22 protein-coding genes are annotated in these 23,359 nt (G+C 72.6%); 7 read left to right on the plus strand and 15 right to left on the minus strand.

Going from position 1 to position 23,359, the window contains the following annotated elements; genetic code table 11:
- Positions 1 to 11: 11 nt before the first annotated feature.
- The 7 genes from FHX45_RS11310 to FHX45_RS11340 all read right to left on the minus strand — a co-directional run bounded on the left by FHX45_RS11310 (position 12) and on the right by FHX45_RS11340 (position 9,420).
- Positions 12 to 1,373: a nitrate/nitrite transporter gene (locus FHX45_RS11310; protein ID WP_167099814.1), complete on the minus strand. Its 1,362-nt coding sequence runs from the start codon at positions 1,371 to 1,373 to the stop codon at positions 12 to 14.
- A gap of 11 nt (positions 1,374 to 1,384) precedes the next feature.
- On the minus strand, positions 1,385 to 2,827 hold the full coding sequence (locus FHX45_RS11315) for an FAD-dependent oxidoreductase (RefSeq protein WP_167099817.1): 1,443 nt from the start codon (positions 2,825 to 2,827) through the stop codon (positions 1,385 to 1,387).
- Entirely contained in the window at positions 2,824 to 4,836 is a 2,013-nt protein-coding gene (locus FHX45_RS11320; RefSeq protein WP_167108753.1) for a molybdopterin oxidoreductase family protein, read from the minus strand. The genes FHX45_RS11315 and FHX45_RS11320 overlap by 4 nt, the downstream gene beginning before the upstream one ends.
- A gap of 189 nt (positions 4,837 to 5,025) precedes the next feature.
- Complete coding sequence (locus tag FHX45_RS11325; RefSeq protein WP_341771430.1) at positions 5,026 to 5,832, minus strand: TIGR02569 family protein; 807 nt, start codon at positions 5,830 to 5,832, stop codon at positions 5,026 to 5,028.
- Between the two features lie 113 nt (positions 5,833 to 5,945).
- On the minus strand, positions 5,946 to 7,124 hold the full coding sequence (gene moeZ / locus FHX45_RS11330) for an adenylyltransferase/sulfurtransferase MoeZ (protein ID WP_167099820.1): 1,179 nt from the start codon (positions 7,122 to 7,124) through the stop codon (positions 5,946 to 5,948).
- 99 nt (positions 7,125 to 7,223) lie between these two features.
- On the minus strand, positions 7,224 to 8,327 hold the full coding sequence (locus tag FHX45_RS11335; RefSeq protein ID WP_167099823.1) for a DUF3152 domain-containing protein: 1,104 nt from the start codon (positions 8,325 to 8,327) through the stop codon (positions 7,224 to 7,226).
- Positions 8,328 to 8,409: 82 nt separating this feature from the next.
- Positions 8,410 to 9,420 carry an alpha/beta fold hydrolase gene (locus FHX45_RS11340; RefSeq protein ID WP_167099826.1) on the minus strand — a complete coding sequence of 337 codons (1,011 nt, stop codon included), beginning with the start codon at positions 9,418 to 9,420 and terminating at the stop codon, positions 8,410 to 8,412.
- Between the two features lie 84 nt (positions 9,421 to 9,504).
- On the opposite strand from FHX45_RS11340, the gene FHX45_RS11345 reads away from it, so the two are divergent.
- Entirely contained in the window at positions 9,505 to 10,143 is a 639-nt protein-coding gene (locus tag FHX45_RS11345) for a TetR/AcrR family transcriptional regulator (RefSeq protein ID WP_167099829.1), read from the plus strand.
- Position 10,144: 1 nt separating this feature from the next.
- Here FHX45_RS11345 and FHX45_RS11350 read toward each other — a convergent pair whose 3' ends face one another.
- Both FHX45_RS11350 and FHX45_RS11355 read right to left on the minus strand, forming a co-directional pair.
- Positions 10,145 to 11,038 (minus strand): alpha/beta fold hydrolase, encoded by an 894-nt coding sequence (locus tag FHX45_RS11350; RefSeq protein ID WP_167099831.1) that lies wholly within the window; start codon positions 11,036 to 11,038, stop codon positions 10,145 to 10,147.
- The gene (locus FHX45_RS11355) at positions 11,035 to 11,940 is read right to left on the minus strand and encodes an AurF N-oxygenase family protein (protein ID WP_167099833.1); all 906 of its coding nucleotides are present in this window, start codon (positions 11,938 to 11,940) and stop codon (positions 11,035 to 11,037) included. The genes FHX45_RS11350 and FHX45_RS11355 overlap by 4 nt, the downstream gene beginning before the upstream one ends.
- 52 nt (positions 11,941 to 11,992) lie before the next feature.
- Here FHX45_RS11355 and FHX45_RS11360 point away from each other — a divergent pair, with 52 nt between their 5' ends.
- Both FHX45_RS11360 and FHX45_RS11365 read left to right on the plus strand, forming a co-directional pair.
- Complete coding sequence (locus FHX45_RS11360; RefSeq protein ID WP_167099835.1) at positions 11,993 to 12,760, plus strand: TetR/AcrR family transcriptional regulator; 768 nt, start codon at positions 11,993 to 11,995, stop codon at positions 12,758 to 12,760.
- Positions 12,750 to 13,106: a DUF4873 domain-containing protein gene (locus tag FHX45_RS11365; protein ID WP_167099837.1), complete on the plus strand. Its 357-nt coding sequence runs from the start codon at positions 12,750 to 12,752 to the stop codon at positions 13,104 to 13,106. The genes FHX45_RS11360 and FHX45_RS11365 overlap by 11 nt, the downstream gene beginning before the upstream one ends.
- A 65-nt stretch (positions 13,107 to 13,171) precedes the next feature.
- Here the strand turns inward: FHX45_RS11365 and FHX45_RS11370 are convergent, their stop codons facing one another.
- Together FHX45_RS11370 and FHX45_RS11375 are read right to left on the minus strand one after the other, a co-directional pair.
- Entirely contained in the window at positions 13,172 to 13,402 is a 231-nt protein-coding gene (locus FHX45_RS11370; RefSeq protein WP_167099838.1) for a DUF3107 domain-containing protein, read from the minus strand.
- A 43-nt stretch (positions 13,403 to 13,445) separates the two neighbouring features.
- The gene (locus FHX45_RS11375; protein ID WP_167099840.1) at positions 13,446 to 14,093 is read right to left on the minus strand and encodes a ferritin-like fold-containing protein; all 648 of its coding nucleotides are present in this window, start codon (positions 14,091 to 14,093) and stop codon (positions 13,446 to 13,448) included.
- Between the two features lie 337 nt (positions 14,094 to 14,430).
- On the opposite strand from FHX45_RS11375, the gene FHX45_RS11380 reads away from it, so the two are divergent.
- The 3 genes from FHX45_RS11380 to FHX45_RS11390 are packed head-to-tail and all read left to right on the plus strand — an operon-like array spanning position 14,431 to position 18,269.
- Positions 14,431 to 16,038 (plus strand): DEAD/DEAH box helicase, encoded by a 1,608-nt coding sequence (locus tag FHX45_RS11380; protein ID WP_167099841.1) that lies wholly within the window; start codon positions 14,431 to 14,433, stop codon positions 16,036 to 16,038.
- Between the two features lie 45 nt (positions 16,039 to 16,083).
- Positions 16,084 to 17,436 (plus strand): Rv3212 family protein, encoded by a 1,353-nt coding sequence (locus FHX45_RS11385; RefSeq protein WP_341771431.1) that lies wholly within the window; start codon positions 16,084 to 16,086, stop codon positions 17,434 to 17,436.
- Positions 17,433 to 18,269, plus strand: coding sequence for an alpha/beta fold hydrolase (locus tag FHX45_RS11390; RefSeq protein ID WP_167099843.1), 837 nt, complete (start codon positions 17,433 to 17,435; stop codon positions 18,267 to 18,269). Before FHX45_RS11385 ends, FHX45_RS11390 begins: the two co-directional genes overlap by 4 nt.
- Here FHX45_RS11390 and FHX45_RS11395 read toward each other — a convergent pair.
- The 4 genes from FHX45_RS11395 to FHX45_RS11410 form a co-directional block, all read right to left on the minus strand.
- Complete coding sequence (locus tag FHX45_RS11395; RefSeq protein ID WP_167099845.1) at positions 18,240 to 20,162, minus strand: M48 family metallopeptidase; 1,923 nt, start codon at positions 20,160 to 20,162, stop codon at positions 18,240 to 18,242. The genes FHX45_RS11390 and FHX45_RS11395 overlap by 30 nt on opposite strands.
- Positions 20,163 to 20,165: 3 nt before the next feature.
- The gene (locus tag FHX45_RS11400; protein WP_167099847.1) at positions 20,166 to 20,753 is read right to left on the minus strand and encodes a LemA family protein; all 588 of its coding nucleotides are present in this window, start codon (positions 20,751 to 20,753) and stop codon (positions 20,166 to 20,168) included.
- A gap of 131 nt (positions 20,754 to 20,884) precedes the next feature.
- Positions 20,885 to 21,217, minus strand: a complete 333-nt coding sequence (locus FHX45_RS11405; protein ID WP_341771432.1) for a hypothetical protein — start codon at positions 21,215 to 21,217, stop codon at positions 20,885 to 20,887.
- A gap of 432 nt (positions 21,218 to 21,649) precedes the next feature.
- The gene (locus FHX45_RS11410; protein WP_167108762.1) at positions 21,650 to 22,507 is read right to left on the minus strand and encodes a PD-(D/E)XK nuclease family protein; all 858 of its coding nucleotides are present in this window, start codon (positions 22,505 to 22,507) and stop codon (positions 21,650 to 21,652) included.
- Positions 22,508 to 22,607: 100 nt separating this feature from the next.
- On the opposite strand from FHX45_RS11410, the gene FHX45_RS11415 reads away from it, so the two are divergent.
- Complete coding sequence (locus FHX45_RS11415; protein WP_167099850.1) at positions 22,608 to 23,342, plus strand: ESX secretion-associated protein EspG; 735 nt, start codon at positions 22,608 to 22,610, stop codon at positions 23,340 to 23,342.
- The last annotated feature ends 17 nt before the right edge of the window (positions 23,343 to 23,359 follow it).

Genomic DNA, 23,359 nt, shown 5'->3' on the forward strand with positions numbered 1-23,359 from the left:
CTGCTCGCTCGTCAGACCCGCGCGCCGGCCAGCGCCAGCCCGCGCTCGCTCACCGGGGCGTCCGACTTGCGGAGGTAGACCGCCCAGGTGAGCAGGAAGCAGATCCCGTAGAAGACGAGGAACCCGGCGAACGCCGGCACCCCGCTCCCGGTGTCCAGGAACGACTGGCGGAACGCCAGGTTGATGAACAAGCCGCCGAGCGCGCCGATCGCACCGGCCAGGCCGATCAACGCACCGGAGCGCTTGCGGGCCGTGCGCATCTCGGCGGCCTCGTCGGCACCGGCCGCGATGGCCGCCTCGGCCTTGGTGCGGAAGATCGCCGGGATGCTCTTGTAGGTCGAACCGTTGCCGACCCCGGCCAGCACGAACAACACGATGAACGCGGTGGTGAACAGCGCCAGTGACCCGGTGTTCGACGCGACGATGAGGATCACGGTCAGCACCGCCATACCGGCGAACGTGGCGAAGGTGACCCGCATGCCGCCCACCCGGTCCGCCAGCCGGCCGCCCGCCGGGCGGGCGACCGACCCGAGCAGCGGGCCGAGGAAGGTCACCGCGGCGGCCTGCAGCGGGGTGCGGCCGAACTGGTTCTGCAGCACCAGGCCGAACGCGAAGCTGTAGCCGATGAACGAGCCGAACGTGCCGATGTAGAGGACCGACATCACCCAGGTGTGGGCGTCGCCGATGATCTCGCGCATCGCCTTCGTGTCACCGCGGACCGCGGCGATGTTGTCCATGAACAGGGCCGCGCACAACGCGGCCAGCACGATCAGCGGGACGTAGACGGCGAGGACGATCCGCGGCGCACCGGTGCCGGTGGTGGCGATGACCAGCAGTCCGAGCAGCTGGATCACGGCCACACCCAGGTTGCCACCACCGGCGTTCAGGCCCAGCGCCATGCCCTTGGCCCGCTCCGGGAAGAAGGCGTTGATGTTGGTCATCGAGGACGCGAAGTTGCCGCCGCCGACCCCGCCGAGGGCCGCGACGAGCAGGAACGCCCACAGCGGGGTGCCCGGCTCCATCACGATCGCCGCACCGATGCTCGGGATCAGCAGCAACAGCGCGCTCACGATCGTCCAGTTGCGACCGCCGAGCCACGCCACCGCCCAGCTGTAGGGCAGCCGCGCGAGTGCGCCGACCAGGGTCGGGGTGGAGGTCAGCAGGAACTTGTCGGCCGCGGAGAACCCGTAGCGCGGGTCCATGAACAGGACCATGACCGACCACAGTGTCCAGATGGAGAAGCCGATGTGCTCGGCGAAGACCGAGAACCACAGGTTGCGGTGGGCGATCCGCTTGCCGGTGGCCGCCCAGAACGCCGCGTTCTCCGGCTCCCAGTGGTCGATCCAGTGCTTGCGCGGCTTGGTTGTCGTCATGTGCACACTCCCTAGGCGGTGGTGGCCAGCCAGTCCGCGATGCCGCGGACGGCGTCGCGGCAGCTGCCGCATCCGGTGGTCGCTCTGGTGACGGAGGCGAGTTCGCCGACGTCGGTGGCTCCGGCGCGGAACGCCTCGACCAGGCGGCCCTTGGTCACCGAGTTGCACCGGCAGACGACGGTGGCCGCCGGGAGGTCGGCGGGGCTCGACGCGACGGTCGCCCCGCCCGGCAGCGCACGTCCGAGCAGGACGGCGAGCCGGTCTTCGGGAACCGGGACACCCCGGTCGAACAGGCGCGTGATGGTCGCGGCCGCGTCCGGCGCGCCCAGCAGGATCGCCCCGGCGACGCGTTCCGCGCGCACGACCAGCTTCGCGTACCGGCCGCGGACGGGATCGGTGAGGCACACGACCTCGGCGTCCGGGTCGGCCGCGTCGGTGTGCACGTCGCCGAGGGCGGTGAGATCGATGCCGCGGGCCTTGAGCTTGGTGACGACCCGGGTGCCGCGGTAGCGCGCCGCGACGTCGGTGCCGGTGAGCAGGCCGGCCAGTACCTTCGCCTGCTGCCAGGCCGGTTCGACCAGGCCGGGCACCGCACCCGCGTGCTGCGCGCAGTCGCCGATCGCGTGGATGCGGCCGTCACTGGTGCGCAACGCGTCGTCGACCACCACGCCCCGGTCGACCAGCAGGCCAGCTGCGGCGGCCAGTCCGGTCTCGGGTCGCACCCCGGTGCTGACCACGACCAGATCGGCGGGCACCTGGGTGCCGTCGTCGAGCTTGAGCCCGTCGCCGGGCAGGTACCGGGCCGCACCCGCGCCGATCCGGAAGCCGATGCCCAGCTCGCCCAGCGCGCGGGCGAGCACCCGTCCGGCGCCGGCGTCCAGCTGGCGTTCCATCACGTGCGCCGCCGGGTGCACGACGGTGACCAGGTTGCCGCGCCCGGCCAGGCCGCGGGCGGCCTCCAGGCCGAGCAGGCCGCCGCCGAGCACCGCGACCGGCGCGCCGGCCCGGGCCGCGGCCAGGATGCGGTCGCAGTCGTCCAGTGTGCGGAAGGTGGCCACGCCCGGCGCGGGCGTGCCGTCGTCGAGGGTCAGGCCCTCGACCGGCGGCAGCCAGGGCCTGCTGCCGGTGGCGAGCACCAGCGCGTCGTAGTCCACACCGGACCCGTCGCTGAGCCGGATCCGGCGGGCGGCGCGGTCGAGGTGCTCGGCCGTGACCCCGGTGCGCAGATCGATGTCGTGCTGGGCGGCCCAGTCCCCGTCGTGCAGGCGGACCAGCTCCGGTCGCATCGTGCCGGCGACCACGGCCGAGAGCAGGACGCGGTTGTACGCCGCGTGCGGCTCCGCGCCGACCACGGTCAGCGCGACGCGGGTGCATTCCGGGTCGCGGGCCCGGATCTCGTCGGCGAGCCGGGCCCCGGCCATGCCGTAGCCCAGCACCACCACCTTGCGGGTCATGCCGCACCGTCCTTCGGCGCCAGGCGGACCGCGCACACCTTGAACTCGGGCATGCGGCTCGCCGGGTCCAGGGCTGGGTTCGTCAGCAGGTTCGCCCGCTGCGCGCCGGGGAAGTGGAACGGCAGGAACACCGTGTCCGGCCGCATCGAGGCGACGCAGCGCACCCGCGCGGCGGTCTCACCACGGCGGGAGATCACGCGGGCCCGGTCACCGTCGGCCAGTCCGTGCCGGGCCGCGGTGTCCGGGTGCACCTCCACGTAGACCTCCGGCACGACCTCGCTCAGCTCCGCGATCCGCCGCGTCTGGGCGCCGGACTGGTAGTGCTGCAGGACCCGTCCGGTGGTCGCGATCAGCGGGAACTCGTCGTCGACGGGCTCGGCCGGGCCGCGGTGCTCGACCGCGGCGAACCGGGCGCGGCCGTCCGGGTGGGCGAAGGAGTCCAGGAACATCCGCGGCGTGCCGGGGTGATCGGTGCCCGGCACCGGCCAGTGCAGGGCCTCGCCGTCGCGCAGGCGGTCGTAGGTGACGCCGGAGTAGTCCGCGAGCCCGCCCCGCGACGCCTCGCGCAGCTCGGCGAACACGGCTTCGGCCCGGGCCGGGAACCGCTGCGCGGGCTGGCCGAGTCGCCGCGCCAGTCCACTGAGGACTTCCAGGTCGGTGCGCACCCCGTCCGGCGGCTCGATCGCCTTCTGCCGCAGCAGGACGCGGCCCTCCAGGTTGGTCATCGTGCCGCTCTCCTCGGCCCACTGGGTGACCGGCAGCACGACGTCGGCCATCGCGGCGGTCTCGGACAGCACGAAATCGGCGACGACGAGGAGGTCCAGGCTGCGCAGCCGCTGCCCGACGTGCGCCGACCGCGGGGCCGAGACCACGACGTTGCTGCCGAAGACGAGCAGCGCCTTCGGGCCGCTTGCGGTGCCCAGCGCGTCGAGGAGTTCGTAGGCCGAACGCCCCGGTCCGGGCAGCGACGCGGGATCGACACCCCACACCCGCGCCACGTGCTCGCGGGCCGCCGGGTCGTCGATCCTGCGGTACCCGGGCAGCTGGTCGGCCTTCTGACCGTGCTCGCGCCCGCCCTGGCCGTTGCCCTGGCCGGTGAGGCAGCCGTAACCGGAGCCGTCCCGGCCGGGCAGTCCGAGCGCCAGCGCCAGGTTGATCCACGCGCTGACGGTGTCGGAACCGCTGGCGTGCTGCTCGGTGCCGCGGGCGGTGAGGACGTAGGCCTTGCGGGCGCTGGCCAGCAGGGCGGCGACGCGACGCTGGTCGGCGGCGGCGACACCGGTGATCCGTTCGACGCGCTCGGGCCACCAGCGGGCCGCGACCCGCCACACCGCGTCGAAACCGCGGGTGCGCCGCGCGACGTAATCCCGGTCGGCGCGGCCCTCGGCGACGAGCGCGTGCAGGATGCCCAGCGCCAGGGCGAGATCGGTGCCCGGTGCGGGTGCCAGGTGCAGGCTCGCCCGCTCCGCGGTCGGCGTGCGGCGCGGGTCGACGACGACCAGCCCGCCGGCGTCGACCGCCCGGCGCAGGTGCTGCATGAACGGCGGCATCGTCTCGGCCGGGTTCGCGCCGACCAGCAGCACCGCGTCCGCCTCGGCCACGTCGGTCAGCGGGAACGGCAGACCGCGATCCAGGCCGAACGCCCTGGTGCCGGCGGTCGCCGCGGACGACATGCAGAACCGGCCGTTGTAGTCGATCTGTGCGGTGCCGAGCGCGACCCGCGCGAACTTGCCCAGCAGGTAGCTCTTCTCGTTGGTCAGCCCACCGCCACCGAACACCGCGATCCCGTCGCGGCCGTGCCCGGCCTGGATGTCGGTGATCCGGCGCGCCACGAGGTCGAGCGCCTCGTCCCAGGTCGCGGGCACCAACTCCCCGCCGGTCCGCACCAGCGGCGTGGTCAGCCGCTGGGAGGTGGTGAGCAGGCTGCCCGCGGTCCAGCCCTTCTGGCACAGGCCGCCGCCGTTGGTGGGGAACTCGCGTGGCGCGACGGTGTCGCCGGACAGGCTCATCCCGCACTGCAGGGCGCAGTAGGGGCAGTGGGTGGGGACCCGGTGTTCCGCGGTGAGCGTCACGCGCACCTCCTTCCGCCGTTCGGGACAGACGGTAGGAAGGCCGTGTTACCTGCGAACGCCGGAATGTTTCCGGCGGTTGACATTGCTGCCGGAGTTCACGGGACGCCCGGTGAGAAGAGGCGCCCGCTACAGGATTTCGCTGACCGCGGCCGCGGCGGCGCGCAGACCGTCCAGGGAGGCAGCGGTGGCGCGCGGGCTGAGCGCGTTGCCGGCCAGGCGGAACAGCACGGCGCGCAACAGGAGCTGGGGCCATTCCGGCAGGTGCGACCAGCGCTCGAGGAAGCCGGGCGCCGCGCCGCCCCAGGCGACCGCGTCCACGGCGACCACCGCGGCCCCCCACTCCGCGGGCCGGTGGAACGGGTCGAAGTCGACGATGCCCGGCGGGGCGTCTTCGTCGAAGAGGACGGCGCCGAACAGGTCGCCCGGCACGACCTGGTCCGGCAGCCGCACGGGTCTTCGCGCCACCGCGAGCACCTCGAACCAGCGGCCACCCTTGGCCTCGTCGACCGGCACGGCGGCCTCGCCCCAGGCGATGCGGTCGGCCAGCGCGTCCGGGTCGGTCCTGGCCGCGAGGTGTTTCGGGCGGGGCAGGCCGTGCAGGGCGTGGGCGAGCTTGAGCGCGGCGAGCATGGTCTCGTCGTGCCGGTGCTCCGGCGTGCCGGGCAGGTAGCGCCGGGCCGACCACCCGGCGACGATCCAGCGCCCGTCCCGGGAGCGCAGCGGGCGGGCGATGCGCAGGTCCGGCACGTCCAGGTGGTGCAGGGTGTCCGCCAGCCAGGCCGTCCCCGGCCGGTCCCGCACCAGGGTCAGCACCGCGTCGCCGCAGCGGTACGCCCGGCCGCCCGGCAACGGCTGCGGGGCGGTGTGCTGGAGCCCGAACGCCAGGAGCACAGCCGCCGGCGGCGCCTGTGCTGCTCTCGGACCGGCACGCACCGCCCGAGATTACCGCGCCGCACCGACATTTCCGGGCTCCCGGCGCGGCCCGTCAGGGGGACGGAAAAGGGCCCGCCGCGGCGAAACCGCGACGGGCCCTTCCGGCAGGAGCGTCAGTACGTCGGCAGGCTCTTGTCGATCTGCGCGGCCCAGGCCAGCACGCCGCCACCGAGGTGGGTGGCGTCCTTGAACCCGGCCCGGTGCAGGGCGGCCAGCGCCTCCGCCGACCGGGCGCCGGACTTGCAGTGCAGCACGATCGGCTTGTCCTGCGGCAGCTCGGCCAGCGCCTCACCGGACAGGATGCGGTCCTTCGGGATCAGCTTGGCGCCCTTGATGTTCACGATCTCGTACTCGTGCGGCTCGCGGACGTCGATCAGCTCGAAGTCCTCGCCCGCGTCGAACTTGGCCTTCAGCTCGGCCGGGGTGATGGTGCTCCCCGACGCCGCCTGCTGCGCCTCGTCCGACACGACACCGCAGAACGCCTCGTAGTCGATCAGCTCGGTGATCTTCGGCGTCTCCGGGTCCTTGCGGATCTTGACCTCGCGGTAGCGCATCTCCAGCGCGTCGTAGCTGATCAGGCGGCCGAGCAGCGGCTCACCGATACCGGTGATCAGCTTGATCGCCTCGGTCACCATGATCGAGCCGATCGAGGCGCACAGCACGCCCAGCACGCCACCTTCGGCGCACGACGGGACCATGCCCGGGGGCGGCGGCTCCGGGTAGAGGTCGCGGTAGTTGAGGCCCTGGCCGTTGGGCGCGTCCTCCCAGAACACGCTGACCTGGCCCTCGAACCGGAAGATCGAGCCCCACACGTACGGCTTGCCCAGCAGCACCGCGGCGTCGTTGACCAGGTAGCGCGTCGCGAAGTTGTCCGTGCCGTCCAGGATCAGGTCGTACCCGCGGAAGACGTCCAGTGCGTTCGCCGTGGTCAGCTGCTCGGTGTGCAGGATGACGTCGACGAACGGGTTGATCTCGGCGATCGACTCCTTGGCCGAGACGGCCTTGGGCTTGCCGATGTCGGACTGGCCGTGGATGACCTGGCGCTGCAGGTTGGACTCGTCGACGACGTCGAAGTCGATGACCCCGAGCGTGCCGACACCGGCGGCGGCGAGGTAGAGCAGCGCCGGGCTGCCGAGACCGCCCGCGCCGATCACCAGGACCTTCGCGTTCTTCAGCCGCTTCTGCCCGTCCATCCCGACATCCGGGATGATCAGGTGCCGACTGTAGCGGGCCACCTCTTCCTTGGTGAGTTCGGCCGCCGGCTCCACGAGCGGCGGCAGCGTCCCTGCCATCGGTCCTCCAAATCGCGCGGCTGTCGTTGTCGCTTCCCCCAGTATCCACAACACGCGGACCGACCGGACCCTTCCCGCCTCCCACCCTGCGGGACGGGCCTAGCCCGCGGGGGCGGTGTCGCCGAACTGGAGGACGGGCCAGGCGTTGGGCACGCAGGTTTTGCCGTCGGCCGGCACGGCCTTGGAGTTGTACTGGTCGACCGCGTTCAGCTGGGCCACGTAGTTGTTCGACACGCCGAAGGTCTGCTGCATCATCACCGGTGCCAGCGCGCCGTTCTCCTGGCAGCCCACGTGCGATTTGCCCAGCGCGTGGCCGACCTCGTGGTTGATCGCGTACTGCCGGTACAGGCCGAGGTCGGCGAACGCGAGCCCGCCGCGGACCCACCGGGCGAGGTTGATCACCACCCGGTGGTTGAACGTGCGGGAGTAGCACGAGGTCGGGAACGGGATGCTGAACCCGCACACATCCGGCCGCTTCGCTGTCTCGGGAGTGGTGAGGCTCACGCGGAAGTCGATGTCCCCGTAGTCCGCGCCGACCCGTTGCAGCCTGACCTTGCCGGTGCCGATCCAGCTGCGCACGTCGGACAGCGTCCGCTCGACCGCGCTGGCGAACGCGTCGTCACCCGCGTAGCTGGACGGGTCGATGCCGTTTTCCACCTCGATCGTGTAGTGGTAGATCTTCCCGCCGCTGCCCGCCTCCTTGCCGCTGACGCCGTCGTTCGGGACCGGGACGACGTGGTAGGCCATGGCGGCGCTCCGCGTGAACTCACCGCCGGTGGGGAGCTCGGCGGTGGGGATGTTCAGGTCCCGCGGCGCGGCCGGTTGTTCCGCGAGTGCACCGTCACCACCCTGGCCGGCGCCACCGTTCTGCGACGCGCCCGTCTCGGTCGGGGCGGGTGCGGTGGCGGTGTTGAACGCCACGAGGACGGTGATCACGACGAGAACCGGGAGCGCGTAGACCCGCCAGCCGTAGGCGCCGACGAGACGGCCGACCCGGCCCTGGCGGCGCCGCGCCTTGCGAGCTTCCTCCGGGTCCTGTTCGAGCTGTGCCTGGGGCGGCCGCCACTGCGCCGCGAGCGGCTCGGCCTGCACCCGGCGGGCCCGCGGCCGGTACCGGTCCTCACTCAGGCGAACCGACGATCGATCCGACCGGGGCGCGTACTGCGTTCGCCGTTCATCGCCACGCTCGCTCGCCCGGTTCACGGCACCCAGATTGCCACATGCGCAGAGTTACGCAACGCGCGACCAAGTCGTCACGCAGCGGGCTCGGCTTAACCCGAATGGGCTACCACGAACCGGCGGCGACGGCTTCCCACATACCCAGAACAGCCTTCGCTACGACAACCGGGCGTTCCATTTGTGCCACGTGACCGGTCCGCGGCAGCACGAGCAGCCGGGCCCGCGGGATCACCTTCGCGGTCCGGGCGGCGCGGCGCACCGAGATCACCTTGTCCTCCGTGCCCCACACCACCAGCGTCGGCACGCGCACGTTCGGCGCGACCCGCCACAGCGACGCCGCACCACGCGCGAACCAGGTCCGGAAGATACCGAACGTGCTGCGCGACATCGCGACGTTCGCCCACGCCTGCTCGGCCCGCGCGGTGTGCTCCTCGACCAGCTCGGCCATCCGGTGCTCCGGGAACCCGTCCGGGTCGGCGAAGCACAGCTTGATGACCATCTTCGCCCGCTCGTACGCCGTGTAGGCGGCGAGCCTGCGGCGCGCTCTGCGGCCCACCAGCGGCAGGTAGGCCAGCGCCATCAGCGGATCGGACAGCCGGCGCGGATCCGGCCGCCGGTCCGGCATGGCCGGCGAGACCAGGGTGAGCGTCCGCACCAGGTCCGGGTGCCGGGCCGCCATCAGCAGCGCCACCGCGCCGCCCATCGAGTTGCCCAGCAGGTGCACCGGCCCCGTGCCCAGGCCCCGCACGAACCTGGCGAGCACCTCGGCGTGCGCGTCGAGGCTGAAGTCGAAGGCGCGTTCCGGCTCGGAGAACCCGAACCCGGGCAGGTCGATCGCCACTCCCCCGGCCACCGGCGCGAGCAGCGCGGCCAGGTCGGTCCAGTTCGTCGACGACCCGCCGAGCCCGTGCACGTAGACGGCGGTCTCGTCCTGTGCGCCGGGTGTGCGGCGCACGTGCAGGGAAACCCCGTCGACCTGCTCGGTGACGCCCGGCCACGGCGGCAGCCGCGGGTCCAGTTCGGGCAGCTCCCGAGTGGACAGCGGTACCCGGGTGAGTGGCTCGCGGCCCGCTCCGGAGTCCGGGGCGGGCCGGGAGGCCGGGACGGTGCCGGTCATGTGTCCAGGATGCCTAGCCACCCGTCGCTTGGCGAGCCGGCGATACCGGCGAGTAATCTCGAATGGGCTCTTTGGGAGGGAAGCATGACGGAGACCGCGGCGGCGCAACCACGGGGAGTACGACTGCCCCGTACGGAACGGCGGGCGCAGCTTCTGGCTGCGGCGCAACGGGTCTTCGCGGCCAACGGCTACCACGCGGCGGCCATGGACGAGATCGCCGAGCAGGCCGGCGTCAGCAAGCCCGTGCTGTACCAGCACTTCCCCGGCAAGCTCGACCTCTACACCGCGCTGCTGGAGAACCACGTCGACGAGCTGGTCGCGCGTGTGGGCGCGGCGCTCGCCTCGACCACCGACAACAAGCTGCGCGTGCAGGCCGCCGTCGGCGCGTTCTTCGACTTCGTCGCCAACGAGACCGGCGCCTTCCGGATGATCTTCGAATCCGACCTGCGGGGTGAGCCGGTCGTGCAGGAGGCGGTCGACCGCGCCACCACCGAGTGCATCAACGCGATCACCGACACCATCACGGCCGACGCCGGCCTGGACGAGGGCCGGGCACGTCTGCTGGCGGTCGGCCTGGTCGGGCTGAGCCAGGTCAGCGCCCGGTTCTGGCTGGCGCACCACAGCACCATGAGCCGCGAGGAGGCGGTGTCGCTGACCGCGACGCTCGCCTGGCGCGGCATCGGCGGTGGCTTCCCCCTCCAGCACGCACCGGGTGAGGCGTGAGCTAGGGCCCGAGCAGGCGGTTCAGGCGCGCGGCGACCTCGCGGGTCCGCTCGTAGGTCAGCTCGTGGCCGGCGCCGGGGAGCAGCACGAACTCCGCTTCGGGCAGCTCCTCGGCGATGACCCGCGCGTGGTGCACCGGCGTGATCCGGTCCCGGTCGCCGACCATCACCACGGTCGGGGTGCCGCGCAGGTTCTTCAGTGCGACGCGCCGGTCGTGGTCGGACATCGAGTCGCGGAACCCGCCCACGCTGCGCGGATGCGCCCGCAGGAACTGGTCCGTCATCGCCCGCACGTCCGCGCGGCGGGCCTTCTTGCCGAACGCCAGCCACTTCACCGACGGCCGGGCCAGCGGCGCCGGGATCGGCAGGTGGTCCTTGCCGTACCTGGTCAGCATCCGGCCGAAGGACTTGTCGGCCCGCATCGCGATCCGGCCCGCGGCGCCGTTCAGGCCCAGGGTGAGGCGGTCCATGTCGCAGCACGAGGTCGCAATGAACGCGACGCCGCCGGCCCGCGCGGCGACCAGGTCCGGGTGCCGTTCGGCCAGTGCCATCACGGTCATCCCGCCCATCGAGTGCCCGGCCAGGACGAGCCTGCCCGCCGGCACCAGCTCGCCGATCAGCTCGGCGAGGTCGTCGGCCAGCTGCGCCACGGTCGCCGTTCCGGGCCGCGCCGGCTCGCTCAGCCCGTGCCCGCGGTGGTCGTAGCGCAGCACCTGGACGCCGGAGGGCAGCAGCGGCAGCACCGGATCCCATTCGCGGTGGTCCTGCGTCCAGGCGTGCACCAGGACCAGGGTGGCCGCGGCGTCGCGCGGCCCGGACAGCTCGACGTGGAGTGCGGTGCCGTCGCTGGTGGTGAAGCGACGGTCCGTCCCCCGTCGCCGGACCGTCGCCGTCATCGGGCCCCCAGCAGGAAGGACTTGCGCCACCAGTAGGTCCCCGGCTGACCGACCAGCCCGGCGTCGTCCAGGAACGCCATGATGCGCTCACCGGACCAGCGCAGCGTCTCGTGCCAGTGCGGGTTGGCCATCGCGGTCTGCCACGCCTCGCGCGCGTCGAGCCCGATGGCGCGGTAGACGCGCGGGTTGATCAGGCTGCGGGTGATCGCGAAGCTGACCACGGCGATGAGCCAGCGCTGGTAGAACAGCTCGGCCTTGCCGAGGCCGGCCATCCCGCGGGTGACCTCCTCGCGGGCGAACGTGACGTGCCGCGCCTCTTCCAGCACGTGGATGCGGTTGACCATGCGCACCAGCGGCTGGATGTTCTCGTCCGCCATGCTCTCCCGCTGGATGCGGTCCAGGATCTCCTCGGCGACCAGGATCGAGCCGTACAGCGCGGGGCCGTAGCCGATGAACGGCAGCAGCTTGCCCAGCCGGTGCACGATCTTCACCGGCCCGTAGGCGGGCGCACCGACGGTTTCCACCGAGCGCGCGAACATCGTGGAGTGGCGGCACTCGTCGGCGATCTCGGTGAGCGCGTACTGCACGTGCTTGCGGGTGGGGTCGGAGTTGTAGACCTCCTTGAGCAGCAGCTGCATCAGCAGCACCTCGAAGAAGATGCCGTTGCTGGCGATGCTGGCGAGCTCGTGCCTGCCCAGCTCGAGCCGCTGCTCGTCGCTGAGCCGGTCCCACAGGTGGGTGCCGTAGAGCGAGCTGCGGTGTTCCAGCTGGAAGGGCTTGCCCTCCGCGAGCGGGGCGGACCAGTCGATGTCCACCTCGGGGTCGTAGAACTTGCCGGCGGAGGACTTGAGCAGTCGGTCGGCGGTCTTCTCACGGCCGTGGTCGTCCAGCGTGCGCGTCATCGCGTGCTCCCCACTGATTCTGTAACCCGTGGTAACAGTTACCTCTGGTAGCATGAGGCGCGTGGCGGATCATGTCAAGCGCGGCGGCAAGCACCCGACGGCCGGCGAACCGGCGACCGGTGACGCACGGCGGGACCGGTGGCGCAAGCACCGGGTGGAGCGGCGCGCCGAGTTCGTCGAGGCCGCGCTGAGGGCGCTGGCCGAGCACGGGCCGGACCTGGCGATGGACGACGTCGCCGTCGCGGCCGGCGTGACCAAACCGGTGCTGTACCGGCACTTCGCGGACAAGGCCGACCTGTACGACGCGCTCGGGCAGCGCGGCACCGAGCTGCTGTTCTCGCGCCTGGTGCCGGCGATCAACGCCGAGCTGGCGCCGGTGCCGCGGATCCGCATGGCGCTGGATGCCTTCTTCACCGTCATCGAGGAGCACCCGAACCTGTACCGGCTGCTGGTGCGCGGGTCGTTCGCCGGCAAGCCGGCCGACGCCGACGTGGTGGCCGAGGACAAGGAACTGATCGCCACCGCGCTGACCGCCCTGCTCGGCGACTACATGCGGATGTTCAACATGGACTCCGGCGCCGCCGAGCCGTGGGCCTACGGCATCGTCGGGATGGTGCAGAACACCGGCGAGTGGTGGCTGGACCGCCGGTCGATGAGCCGGGACAGCGTCGTGGAGTACCTGACGCAGATCATCTGGGCCGCCATCGACGGGCTCGCCCGTCAGCACGGGGTCACGATCGACCCGAACAAGCCGCTGGAGGAGAACAAGATCGTCCAGCTCGGACGGGCGCACCCGAAGGAGGACACGGATGTCGGCTGACAGCGCTGACAGTGCTGACAACGCTGACCACACGGACGACGCTGAGGGCTACACCGGCCCGGCGACCGTGGTGATCGACGGCAGGGAGATCGCCGTCGAGGTGGAGTTGCGCGGCCACTTCCAGCCGATCGACGGCTACTACCGCTGGTACGGCCGGATCGCGCCGAACGCCTCGCTGGACGCGGCGTGCGGCGGCCGGAAGAAGAAGGGCGAGATCCGCACCCCGGACGGCGCCGCGGCCGGCGAGCTGTCGGATCCCGACCCCTGGGGCCGCTACCGCATCCTCGGCACGAGCACGCCACCGTTCACGGTGCCGAAAACCCTCGCCCAGCTGGCCGATCAGTGAAAGCCGGTCAGTGAAAAAAGGGGCGCCCGCCGAATTCGGCGGGCGCCCCTTTTTCCGGGAAGACTTCAGGAGCCGACCGCGAACCCGACCCGGCGCACGTCCGAGGGGGCGATCTCGACGTAGGCGATCCGGTCCGACGGGACCAGGAACTTCCGGCCCTTGTCGTCGGTGAGGCTGAACAGGCCGTCCGCGGTCTTCAGCGCGTCGGCGACCAGCTTCTCGACCTCCTCGGCGGACTGGCCACTGGACACCACCAGCTCACGCGGGGTGTCCTTGATGCCGATCTTGACCTCCACCTGTTACCTCCGACTGGTTCTGCCACGTTCTGCAAGGCCCAGGCTAGCCCAGCCCGAGCACCTGCATCCGTTTGGTGTGCCCCTGCTGCAACCGGCGGAACAGTCCCGCGATTCCCGACAGGTCGCCCGAGGAGGACACGATCAACTCGGCCAGCGGGTCCCGCTCGGCCACCACGTACTGCGCCTGGGTGAGCGCCTCGCCGAGCAGCCGCCGCCCCCACAGGGCCAGCTTGTCCCGTGTCTTCGGATCGGCCTGGATGCCGGCGGCGACCTCGCGCTCGGCGAAGGCCGAGTGCCCGGTGTCGGCCAGCACGGTGACCACGAGATCCTTGGTCTCCGGGTCCAGCCAGCTGCCGACCTCCCGGTACAGGTCGGCCGCCAGCCCGTCGCCGACATACGCCTTGACCAGCGATTCCAGCCACGACCTGGGCGCGGTGGAGGCGTGCCAGGCGTCGAACCGGGCCACGAACGGCGCCATCGCGTCCTCGACCCGCCGGCCGTGGTCGGCGAGGAACTTCGCGAGCATCTCGTAGTGCCCGATCTCGGCGGCCGCCATCGACGACAACGCGGCGCGCCCGGCCAGGGTGGGCGCCTTGCGGGCGTCCTCCGCCATCCGGTCGAACGCGGACAACTCGCCGTAGGCGATGACCCCGAGCAGGTCGACGACGCCTTCGCTGATCTCTCGTGTCACGGGCGTGAGCGTACCGCCGTGACGAAGAGACGAATCTTACGCGGACACACCGGGCCGAAATACCGGGGCCGGGCCGGTACCGGTTACAATTGGACGGGAAAGCTACCGCATCCGCAGTAGCGCGCCCCATCCGAGGCACCCCCGCCTCGACTCGCCGGAGGACGAGCAGACCCGGGCGCCATTGCGAGCGGCAGGTAATGCGCGTGCACGCCGTCCAGGCAATCCCGGTGGACCTTCCCGCCGGTTGAGTGCCCAGTCTCGACCAGGCCGTGCGCGCTGGTAGAGAGAGGCGATCACACTGACCGCGACCGAATCCGACCACAACCAGATCGACCCGGTGGCCCTGGAGCACAGCGAGACCGGGGTCCCCGATACCGACACCTCCCACCCGCTGCAGGCCGACCACCTCGAACCGGCCACGCCGACCTTCGCCGAGCTGGGCGTCCGCCCCGAGATCGTGCGGGCGCTCGCCGAAGCCGGCATCGAACGCACCTTCGCGATCCAGGCCCTGACCCTGCCGCTGGCGCTCGCCGGCGACGACCTCATCGGCCAGGCCCGCACCGGCATGGGCAAGACCCTCGGGTTCGGCGTGCCGCTGCTCCAGCGCGTGGTGACGCCCGGTGACGGCACGCCGCAGGCACTGGTCGTCGTGCCGACCCGCGAGCTGTGCCTGCAGGTCACGCGCGACCTCACCGACGCCGGCAAGCACCTGGACGTGCGCACCCTGGCGATCTACGGCGGCCGCCCGTACGAGCAGCAGATCAGCGCCCTGCGCAAGGGCGTCGACGTGGTCGTCGGCACCCCCGGCCGCCTGCTGGACCTGGCCGAACAGAAGGCGCTGGTGCTGGGCAAGGTCCGCGCCCTGGTGCTGGACGAGGCCGACGAGATGCTCGACCTGGGCTTCCTCCCGGACATCGAGCGCATCCTGGGCATGGTGCCCGACCAGCGCCAGACGATGCTGTTCTCGGCCACGATGCCGGACCCGATCATCAAGCTGGCCCGCACCTTCCTCGACCGCCCCACGCACGTGCGGGCCGAGGAGAACGACTCGAGCGCGGTGCACGAGCGCACCGCGCAGTTCGCCTACCGGGCGCATTCGCTGGACAAGCCGGAGCTCATCGCCCGCGTCCTGCAGGCGAAGGACCGTGGGCTGACCATGATCTTCACCCGCACCAAGCGCACCGCGCAGAAGGTGGCCGACGACCTCGCCGAGCGCGGGTTCGCGGCGGCCGCGGTGCACGGTGACCTGGGCCAGGGCGCCCGCGAGCAGGCGCTGCGCGCGTTCCGCTCGGGCAAGGTGGACGTGCTGGTGGCCACCGACGTGGCGGCACGCGGGATCGACGTCACCGACGTGACGCACGTGATCAACTACCAGACGCCCGAGGACGAGAGCACGTACGTGCACCGCATCGGCCGCACCGGCCGCGCGGGCAAGACCGGTGTCGCGATCACCCTGGTCGACTGGGACGACCTGCACCGCTGGCAGAGCATCAACGACGCGCTCAAGCTCGGCATGCCCGAGCCGGTGGAGACGTACTCGACGTCGAAGCACCTGTTCAGCGACCTGGACATCCCGGCGGACGCCACCGGGCGGCTGCCGCTGTCCCAGCGCACCCGGGCCGGCCTGGCGGCCGAGCCGGAGGAGCAGATGGGCGGGCGCCGGCGGACCGCCGCGCCGCCCCGCGCCCGCCGGCGCACGCGGGGCGCGAAGACGACCGAGGGCGAAACGGCCGAAACCACCGAAACCGCTGGTGAGGAGCGCCGCCGGCGGCGCACCCGCGGCGGCAAGGCGACCGGTGAGACCTCCGGACCGGCGGAGAAGGGCCCGGCCGAGCGCGAGGCCGGCGAGTCCGCCGACCGTCCCGCCCGCCGTCGCCGCCGTCGCCGTCCGGGCTCGGCGGGGGCCGCGGCGAACACGTCTGATACACCGGGTTCGGCAGACTGAGGCCGACCGGCGCCGTCGGCGCCGTCGAACACCGGGAGCAGGAACGTGAGCGAGCCCGTGGAAGGGGGACGTCATCGCCGTCCCGAGGGCGGTGAGACCACCGGGCTGATCGGCGCGGAGGACGTGCTGGCCGGCGGCCCCGCCGCGGCTCACGGTACGAAGCCACGCCGGAGCCGCCCGTCGCCGTGGAACCGCCCGCGCGACCGGGTGACCGCGGTCGTGCTCGCCGTCGCCGTCATCGCCACCGGCCTCGCCGTCTGGGCCGGAAGCGAGAGCCGGGCCACGGTCCAGCAGACCTCCGCGCCCGGCGCCCCGGTGCCGCTCGGGCCGGACGCGGTGCCGGCGACCCTGCGTGAGCTGTGGCAGGCGCCCAGCGGCGCGGCCCCGGTCCCGATCGCCGAGGGGACGGCCGTGGCCACCGCGAACGGCGACGAGATCACCGGCCGGGACCCGTTCACCGGCCAGGTCCGCTGGCGCTACGCCCGCGACCTCCCGTTGTGCACCGCGGCGGAGGTGTGGGGCCGCGTACTGGCGGTCTACCGCAAGGACGGCCTGGACGGTCGGTCCGGCTGCTCGGAGGTCGTCGGCCTCGGCATCGACACCGGCCTGCGCAAGGCCCAGCGCACCGGCAGCGCCGAGCTGGGCACGGGGCTGGTGACCGACGGCAGCCAGGTCACCGCGACCGGCCCGGACCTGCTCGTGACGTGGCGGGACGACCTCGTCGAGACCAACGAGTACGGCCGGGTTCCCGCGCTGGTCAACCCGGACAAGCAGCCGCGCACCGGGTGCACCTACGGCTCGGTCGCGATGGCTTCCGGCCGGGTCGGCGTGATCGAACGCTGCGCGGGCGACCCGGGCGACCGGTTGACCGTGATGAAGGCTGTGCCGAAGGAGTCGGACCAGCCGCAGGTCTCGTTCAGCACGATCGTGGCCGGTCACCACGCGCAACTGGTCGCGATGTCCGGCGACTACACCGCGGTGGCGCTGCCAGACCAGCGGCTGCTGGTCCGTTACGACGCGGACGGCGAGCAGACGGCGGCGTACCCGCTGGACCTGCCGGCGCCGGACCTGGGGCAGGATCCGCCGGGCCGGGTTGCCGCGACGGAGTCCACCTCCGCGAACGTGTACTGGTACACCGGGTCGAAGGTGCTGGCGCTGTCCCGGGACAACCTGACTCCACTGTGGACGGTTAATGGCGCTCTCGGTCCGGGGGTCACCTTCGCGCACCAGCTGGTCGTGCCGATCCCGGGCGGGCTGGCGGTGCTGAACGAGTCGGACGGCTCGACGATCCGCACGATCGCGGTGGACCGGCACGGCTACCCCGGCCCGGTGCGCCTGGCCGCACTGGGGCCGGTGCTGCTCGAACAGCGCGGCGGGACGCTGGCCGCGTTGTCGTGACCGCTCAGTTGACGCCGCACGGCGCGGAGAAGGTCCGGGTGCGGGGCCTGGCGGCGTTGCGGACTCCGGCTCCGGCGAAGGCGACGGCCGTGCTGGTTCCCGGCTACACCGGGTCCAAAGAGGACTTCGCGCCACTGCTGGACGGATTGGCGGCCGGTGACTTCCGCGCTCTCGCCATCGACCTGCCGGGCCAGTTCGAGTCGCCCGGTCCGGCGGATGAGACCGCCTACCTGCCCGCACCGCTGGGCGCCGTGGTGGCCGGGCTGGTCGAAGACGTCGCGGCCGAGGGGCCGGTGGTGCTGCTCGGGCACTCCTACGGTGGCCTGGTCGCGCGCGCCGCGGTGCTGGCGGGCGCGCCGGCAACGGGGCTGACCCTGCTGGACAGCGGCCCGGCCGAGCTGCCCGACGGTGCCCGGCGGCAGGCGCTCGGCGCCGGTGAGCCGGTGCTGCGGGCGTCCGGCCTGGACGCCGTGTACCGGGTGCGCGAGCAGGTGAGCGCACGGTCACCGCTGTGGGCCGCGCTGCCACCTGATCTGAAGGACTTCCTGCGGGAGCGGTTCCTGGCCTCCAGCCCGGCCGGCCTGCTGGGGATGGCCGCGGGGCTGCGCACGGAACCGGACCGGGTCGAGGAGCTCGCCGCGACCGGCGTGCCGATCCTGGTGGTGGCCGGTGAGCGCGACGACGCGTGGAGCGTGCCTGCGCAGCGCGCGATGGCCGCGCGGCTCGGCGCCCCGTTCGAGCTCATCCCGGGCGCCGCGCACTCGCCGAACACCGAGAATCCCGCTGCACTCGTGCGTGTGCTGCTACGTGCGTGGCGGCAGTGGCTGGTGTGAGACGCCCACGGTCATCAGCGGCGGCAGCGGGCAGTGCAGCATCGCGCAGACGGTGCGCAACAGCTCGCTCTCGGCCACGCCCACCACGCCGTCGTTGCCGATGACCGTGGTCAGCCCTTCCACCACCAGTGCCTTGTCCGGCCCGGCAAGACCGTCGAGGACCGGCCACACCCCGTCCAGCGCCTGCCACGCCTGAGCGGGCGGCTGGAACGGGACCGTCGCCACGAGCACGACCCGCGACAGCCCGGCGCGGAACGCGGCCTCGGCCGCCGCCTGCTCCCGGTGCCCGACCGCGGCGACCACGGCGAACAGCGCGGCGACCGCGGGTCCGGCGTGCGGCAGCGCGATCCGCCGCACCGGCCACGGCGGCCGGTGGTGCACGGCCTCGTGCAGGTCACGACTGAGCAAAGTGGACAGGCAATACTCGAAGGTGTCCACGTTCCCGTCGAGACGGACCACTTCGGACAGCACCGCCTGGACCGCGTGCAGCTCGTGCGCGGGCCGTCCGCTCAACGCGGGGAAGGCCAGTTCGGTGAGCGGCAGCCGCAGCGCGGGATCGAGCCCGCGGAGCCGCTCGCCCTCGCGCCACGCGGCATCGGCGAGCGGGGTGCCCAGCCGGGCCGCGAGCAGCCGGTACTGCGCCGTGCGCATGTGCGGTTGCGCCGACAACAGCAGGCCGAGGACCAGCGGCACGACGGTTTCGGCTCGCCGCGCCTGCGCCTGCACGTCCTCCGGGATGCCGCGCAGCAAGCCGCCGGCATGACCGAAGGAGCCGCTCGCCGGGTTGCCGATCGACGCGACCACCGTGGCGGGTGGCGCGGCCACCGAGGCCGGTACGGCCACCGGCGCCGCGGGACCGGCCAGGCCGAGCGCCCGGTCTTCGTCCGTGCCGGACGGTGGCACGGCCGTCCACCGCGCGCCCAGCTCGTCCAGCTCGCGCACGTCGAAGGCCGGGTCGAGCAGCTGGATGCGGCGCTCCAGCGGCGGGTGGGTGGCGAACAGGGGCAAGGACTTCCGGCCTTCCCCGAACAGCATGTGGCTCACGTCCTCGGCTTTCGCCGCGTGCAACCGGGAACCGGCGGGCACCCCGCCGATCTTCTTCAGCGCACCCGCGAGCCCTGCGGTCTGCCGGGTGAACTGCACGGCCGAGGCGTCGGCGAGGAACTCCCGCTGACGGGACACGCCGGCTTTGATGAGCCGTCCGATGAGGACACCGGCGTACCCGGCGGCCACCGCGGCCAGCGCCGGGAGGACCAGCGGGCCGGCCTGGCGCCTGCTGCCGCGCCCGGACAGCAGCATCCGGCCGAGGACGGCGAGGCCGACGATGCCGGCGAGCACGCCCATCAGCCGGATGTTGAGCCGCATGTCGCCGTTGACGATGTGGCTGAACTCGTGCGCGACCACGCCCTGGAGCTCGTCGCGGTTGAGCCGGGCGAGGGCCCCGCCGGTGACGACGATGGCCGCGTTGGCGGGAGTCCACCCGGCCGCGAAGGCGTTGATGCCGGGCTCGTGCGGCAGCACGTACAGCTGCGGCACCGGCATGCCGGAGGCGATCGCGATCTCCTCGACCACGTTCCGCAGGCGCCGCAGGCCCGGGGCCGCGGTGTCCGGCGGGACCACCACCCCGCCCAGGGCCACGGCGACCTTGCCGCCGCCACCACGGCGCAGCAGCAGGGTGCGGATCCACGAGGTGAGACCGATGACGAGCACGGTGAGCAGACCGGCCGCGACCAGCACGCGCACGGCAACGCCGGTGGGCCGGTGCCCCAGCCGGAAGGCCACCCAGACGGCCAGGTCCACGAACGCGACGATGATGAGCACGGCGAGCGCGAACAGCCACACCAGCCGCGCCGAGGCGCGGCGCACTTCCAGTTGTCGTTCGAAGAAGTTCATGGGTCAGAAGGAGATCCGGGGCGCCTCGCGCTGTTCGGGCGACTCGATCTCCAGCAAGGCGGCCGGGGCGAACCCGGACACGCTCGCGATCAGGTTGCCGGGGAACACCTCGCGCTTGGTGTTGTAGGCCATCACCGAGTCGTTGTAGCCCTGCCGCGCGAAGGCCACGCGGTTCTCGGTGGAGGTCAGTTCCTCGGACAGCTGCATCATGGTCCGGTCGCCCTTGAGGTCCGGATAGGACTCGGCGAGCGCGAACATGCGGCCCAGGGACCGGGTGAGGGTTTGCTCGGCGCCGGCGAGCCGCCGCATCGCGCCGGGCTCGCCCGGGTTCCCGCGGGCGGCGGCCCGGGCGCGGACGGCGCCGCCGCGGGCCGCGACGACGGCTTCGAGCGTCTGCCGCTCGTGCTGGAGGTAGCCGCGGGCGATCTCCACCAGGTTCGGGATCAGGTCGTGCCGGCGCGTCAGCTGCACGTCGATCTGCGCGAACGCGTTCCGGTACGCGTTGCGTCGCTTGACCAGCCCGTTGTAGATCCCGATCGTCGCGATGGCGAGCACCAGCACGACGACCACGACCAGGATCGCCACTGTCACCCCAGTACCGTTCCCTTGAACCGTGTTCTCGGCGGGAACGATAGGGGTGCCGCGGAACCGGCGGAGTCCAGTTCGCGAAGATCGCCTCGGCTGTACCCGTTAGGGTGAAATGGGTGAGCCGGGGGCCGGGTCTAGGCCCACCAGAAGGTCCACAGCGCCACGGCAACGATGACGACGACCGCGACCCCCGCGACACCGGCCACCGGACCGTCCCGCCGATCGGCGGCGCGTTGCGCGAGGAGGGCGAGCACGGCGGCGACGGGGTGAGCGATCATCGGAACGGCACCGGGGCCGGGCACGTCGAGGAAGGTGCACAGCAGCCCGGCGCCCAGAACCACGACCGCGAGCGCGACGAGACCCGCGGCGAGCGAGCCGGTGAACCCACGCCACCAGCGGGACATCCACCGCCGCCCACCGGCCGGGGGCCGTGCCAGCTCCTCGGTGTCCATCGTTTCGTCGCTCACCAGTGCCACCGGATTCCTCCCCACCGAGCCGCCGTCGAAGATTCCACCATGCCCCACGCCCCGGGGAACAGGACCACCCGGGCCGGGACCTCGTGCGCGTGCCCGTGCCATGGCGTCCGGGTCGGAGACCCACCGGCGCCACCGACGCCACCGGCCCGCCACAACGCCCTGCTCCGCCGGCCCGGTGCAGCCCAGCACTCCCGGCCTCTCCCCCGGCCCGCGGGAACCCACCCCGAGCCGGCCGCCCAGCCACCGTTCCCCACCTGCGCCCTGCCCTTCCGGCTCACCACGTCCGCGCACCCCGGCAACCGGCAGACGCACCCGACCACGAACCCGGCCGACGCTCGCCCCTCATCTCCGGCGCCGGTCCGCCGGATCCCAGCTCCCCGCGGCCACCGTCGGTAACCCATCCGCGAACCCGTCCGCGAACCCCTACGGGGACAACAGCTCCCACGGCTTCGCGGCGGGACCCGCTTCCCGGCCCACTGCGCAGCTGGGACGGAAGTCGCACCAGGCGCAGCGGCGATCGGGGCGGGCGGGAAACAGCTCGTCGGCGTCGCCGCCCGCGTCGAGGCTGTCCGTGGCCAGCCGGACGTCCTCCGCGGTCTCCTGCGCGCGGCGGAGGTGCCGGGTCAGGCTTTCCGGCGTGTGCGCCGCCTCGGCGACCGTGCCGCTGGGCAGGTGGTGCAGCTCGACCTTCCGGCACGGCCGCCGCAGCGTGCGTTCGGCCGCCACCGCGTACATCGCCAGCGCCTGTGAGCTACGCGCCTCGAACTCGTCCGGCGCGCGGCGGCCCGTCTTGTAGTCCACGATCACCAGTTCGCCGCCACGCTGGTCGATGCGGTCGGCCCGGCCCTCGATGATCATCGACGCGGGCTGCCCCGGCTCCGGGTTCACCGGCGCGGACACCCACCGCTCCAGTCCGACCGGGTCGCTGCTCACGTCGTGGTGCTCGGCGTACCCGGCGACCCACTCCTTCGCGCGGGCGCGGTACACCGCCGCCTGCTCCCGGTCGGCGAAACCCGCGTCCTGCCAGTGTTCGGACAACAACGCCGCCGCGCGCTCCGGGGTGCGGCGCTCCGGTGGCAGGTCGAACAGCGCACGCAGCGCGTTGTGGACGACCGCGCCGAGCGTGCTGTGCGCCCACGGCCCGGTGCGCGGCGGGGTCGGCCGGTCCAGGTAGGTCATGCGGTACCGGCGCGGGCAGTCCGCGAAGGTGGCCAGGCGCGCCGGACTCACCTTCGTCAACCGCCGCGGCTGGACCGCGAACTCGAACCCCAGTTGCTCCACGTCCACTACGGTACGCACCACCACCGACACTTTCGGCTCCGCCCGCCTTCCACGCCCCCTATGATCTGGGCGGTTGGCTTTCGAATCCGGGGGGAAATGGGTGTTGACGTTCGAAACCGCGCCTGCCGAACTGGACGTGCTCGACGAGGAACTGGGGCTCGGGAGGTTCGTCTATCCGCACCGGATCCCCTTCGTCAGCGGCACCCACACCGAACGCGCCGAGCAGCGGCAGCGCGTGTTCGACCACTGGCAGCGCCTCGGGCGCATGTCGCGGGACCGGCTGCGCGGCGAGTTCGAGGACCTGCTGCGGTTGTGGGCGCGCCCCACGGTTGTCGTCACCCAGGTCCTCGCCGAGCTGTCGGCGGACGTCACCGTCCTGTCCCGCGGCGGGTGGACCGGTGAGCACGGCGTGCTGAGCCGTCAGACCGGGGACCGGGTCAGGTTCACCGAGCTGCGTGCGGGCCAGGTGCTTCCCCAGCTCCTCGACGCCCTGCCGGAGGTGCCGCCGGCACGGATGACGCCGGTGAGCTACGTGTCGCCCGGCCGCGATGACGCCGATCCGTTCGGCGGTGCGGAGCCGCCGCGCGAGAAACGGCTCGCGGACCGGTACTTCACGGTGCCGCCGCAGCGCGCCGGGGTGATCTCGTGCTCCGTGCGGGGCACCGACGCGGGTCGGCTGACCTGGTTCGACACCCCGGACGGCCGCTTCTTCACGACAGTCGAGACCCTGCCCGACGGTGCCCAGCGGCACACGTTCACCCCGGCCGACCGGGCACGCATCGGGCAGTGGGTGCGCGACCACGTCAACCGGCTCCTGTCCGAGGCGAACCGGTAACACGATGAGCGGGAAAG

Origin of the sequence: Amycolatopsis granulosa, from assembly GCF_011758745.1 — a bacterium.
Classification (GTDB): Bacteria; Actinomycetota; Actinomycetes; order Mycobacteriales; family Pseudonocardiaceae; genus Amycolatopsis_E; species Amycolatopsis_E granulosa.

Bases quoted from the DNA above. Each gene is read 5' to 3' on its own strand.
- FHX45_RS11310 (WP_167099814.1), bottom strand. From the start codon at position 1,373: ATGACGACAACCAAGCCGCGCAAGCACTGGATCGACCACTGGGAGCCG.
- FHX45_RS11315 (WP_167099817.1), bottom strand. From the start codon at position 2,827: ATGACCCGCAAGGTGGTGGTGCTGGGCTACGGCATGGCCGGGGCCCGG.
- FHX45_RS11320 (WP_167108753.1), bottom strand. From the start codon at position 4,836: ATGAGCCTGTCCGGCGACACCGTCGCGCCACGCGAGTTCCCCACCAAC.
- moeZ (WP_167099820.1), bottom strand. From the start codon at position 7,124: ATGGCAGGGACGCTGCCGCCGCTCGTGGAGCCGGCGGCCGAACTCACC.
- FHX45_RS11340 (WP_167099826.1), bottom strand. From the start codon at position 9,420: ATGACCGGCACCGTCCCGGCCTCCCGGCCCGCCCCGGACTCCGGAGCG.
- FHX45_RS11345 (WP_167099829.1), top strand. From the start codon at position 9,505: ATGACGGAGACCGCGGCGGCGCAACCACGGGGAGTACGACTGCCCCGT.
- FHX45_RS11350 (WP_167099831.1), bottom strand. From the start codon at position 11,038: ATGACGGCGACGGTCCGGCGACGGGGGACGGACCGTCGCTTCACCACC.
- FHX45_RS11355 (WP_167099833.1), bottom strand. From the start codon at position 11,940: ATGACGCGCACGCTGGACGACCACGGCCGTGAGAAGACCGCCGACCGA.
- FHX45_RS11360 (WP_167099835.1), top strand. From the start codon at position 11,993: ATGAGGCGCGTGGCGGATCATGTCAAGCGCGGCGGCAAGCACCCGACG.
- FHX45_RS11365 (WP_167099837.1), top strand. From the start codon at position 12,750: ATGTCGGCTGACAGCGCTGACAGTGCTGACAACGCTGACCACACGGAC.
- FHX45_RS11395 (WP_167099845.1), bottom strand. From the start codon at position 20,162: ATGAACTTCTTCGAACGACAACTGGAAGTGCGCCGCGCCTCGGCGCGG.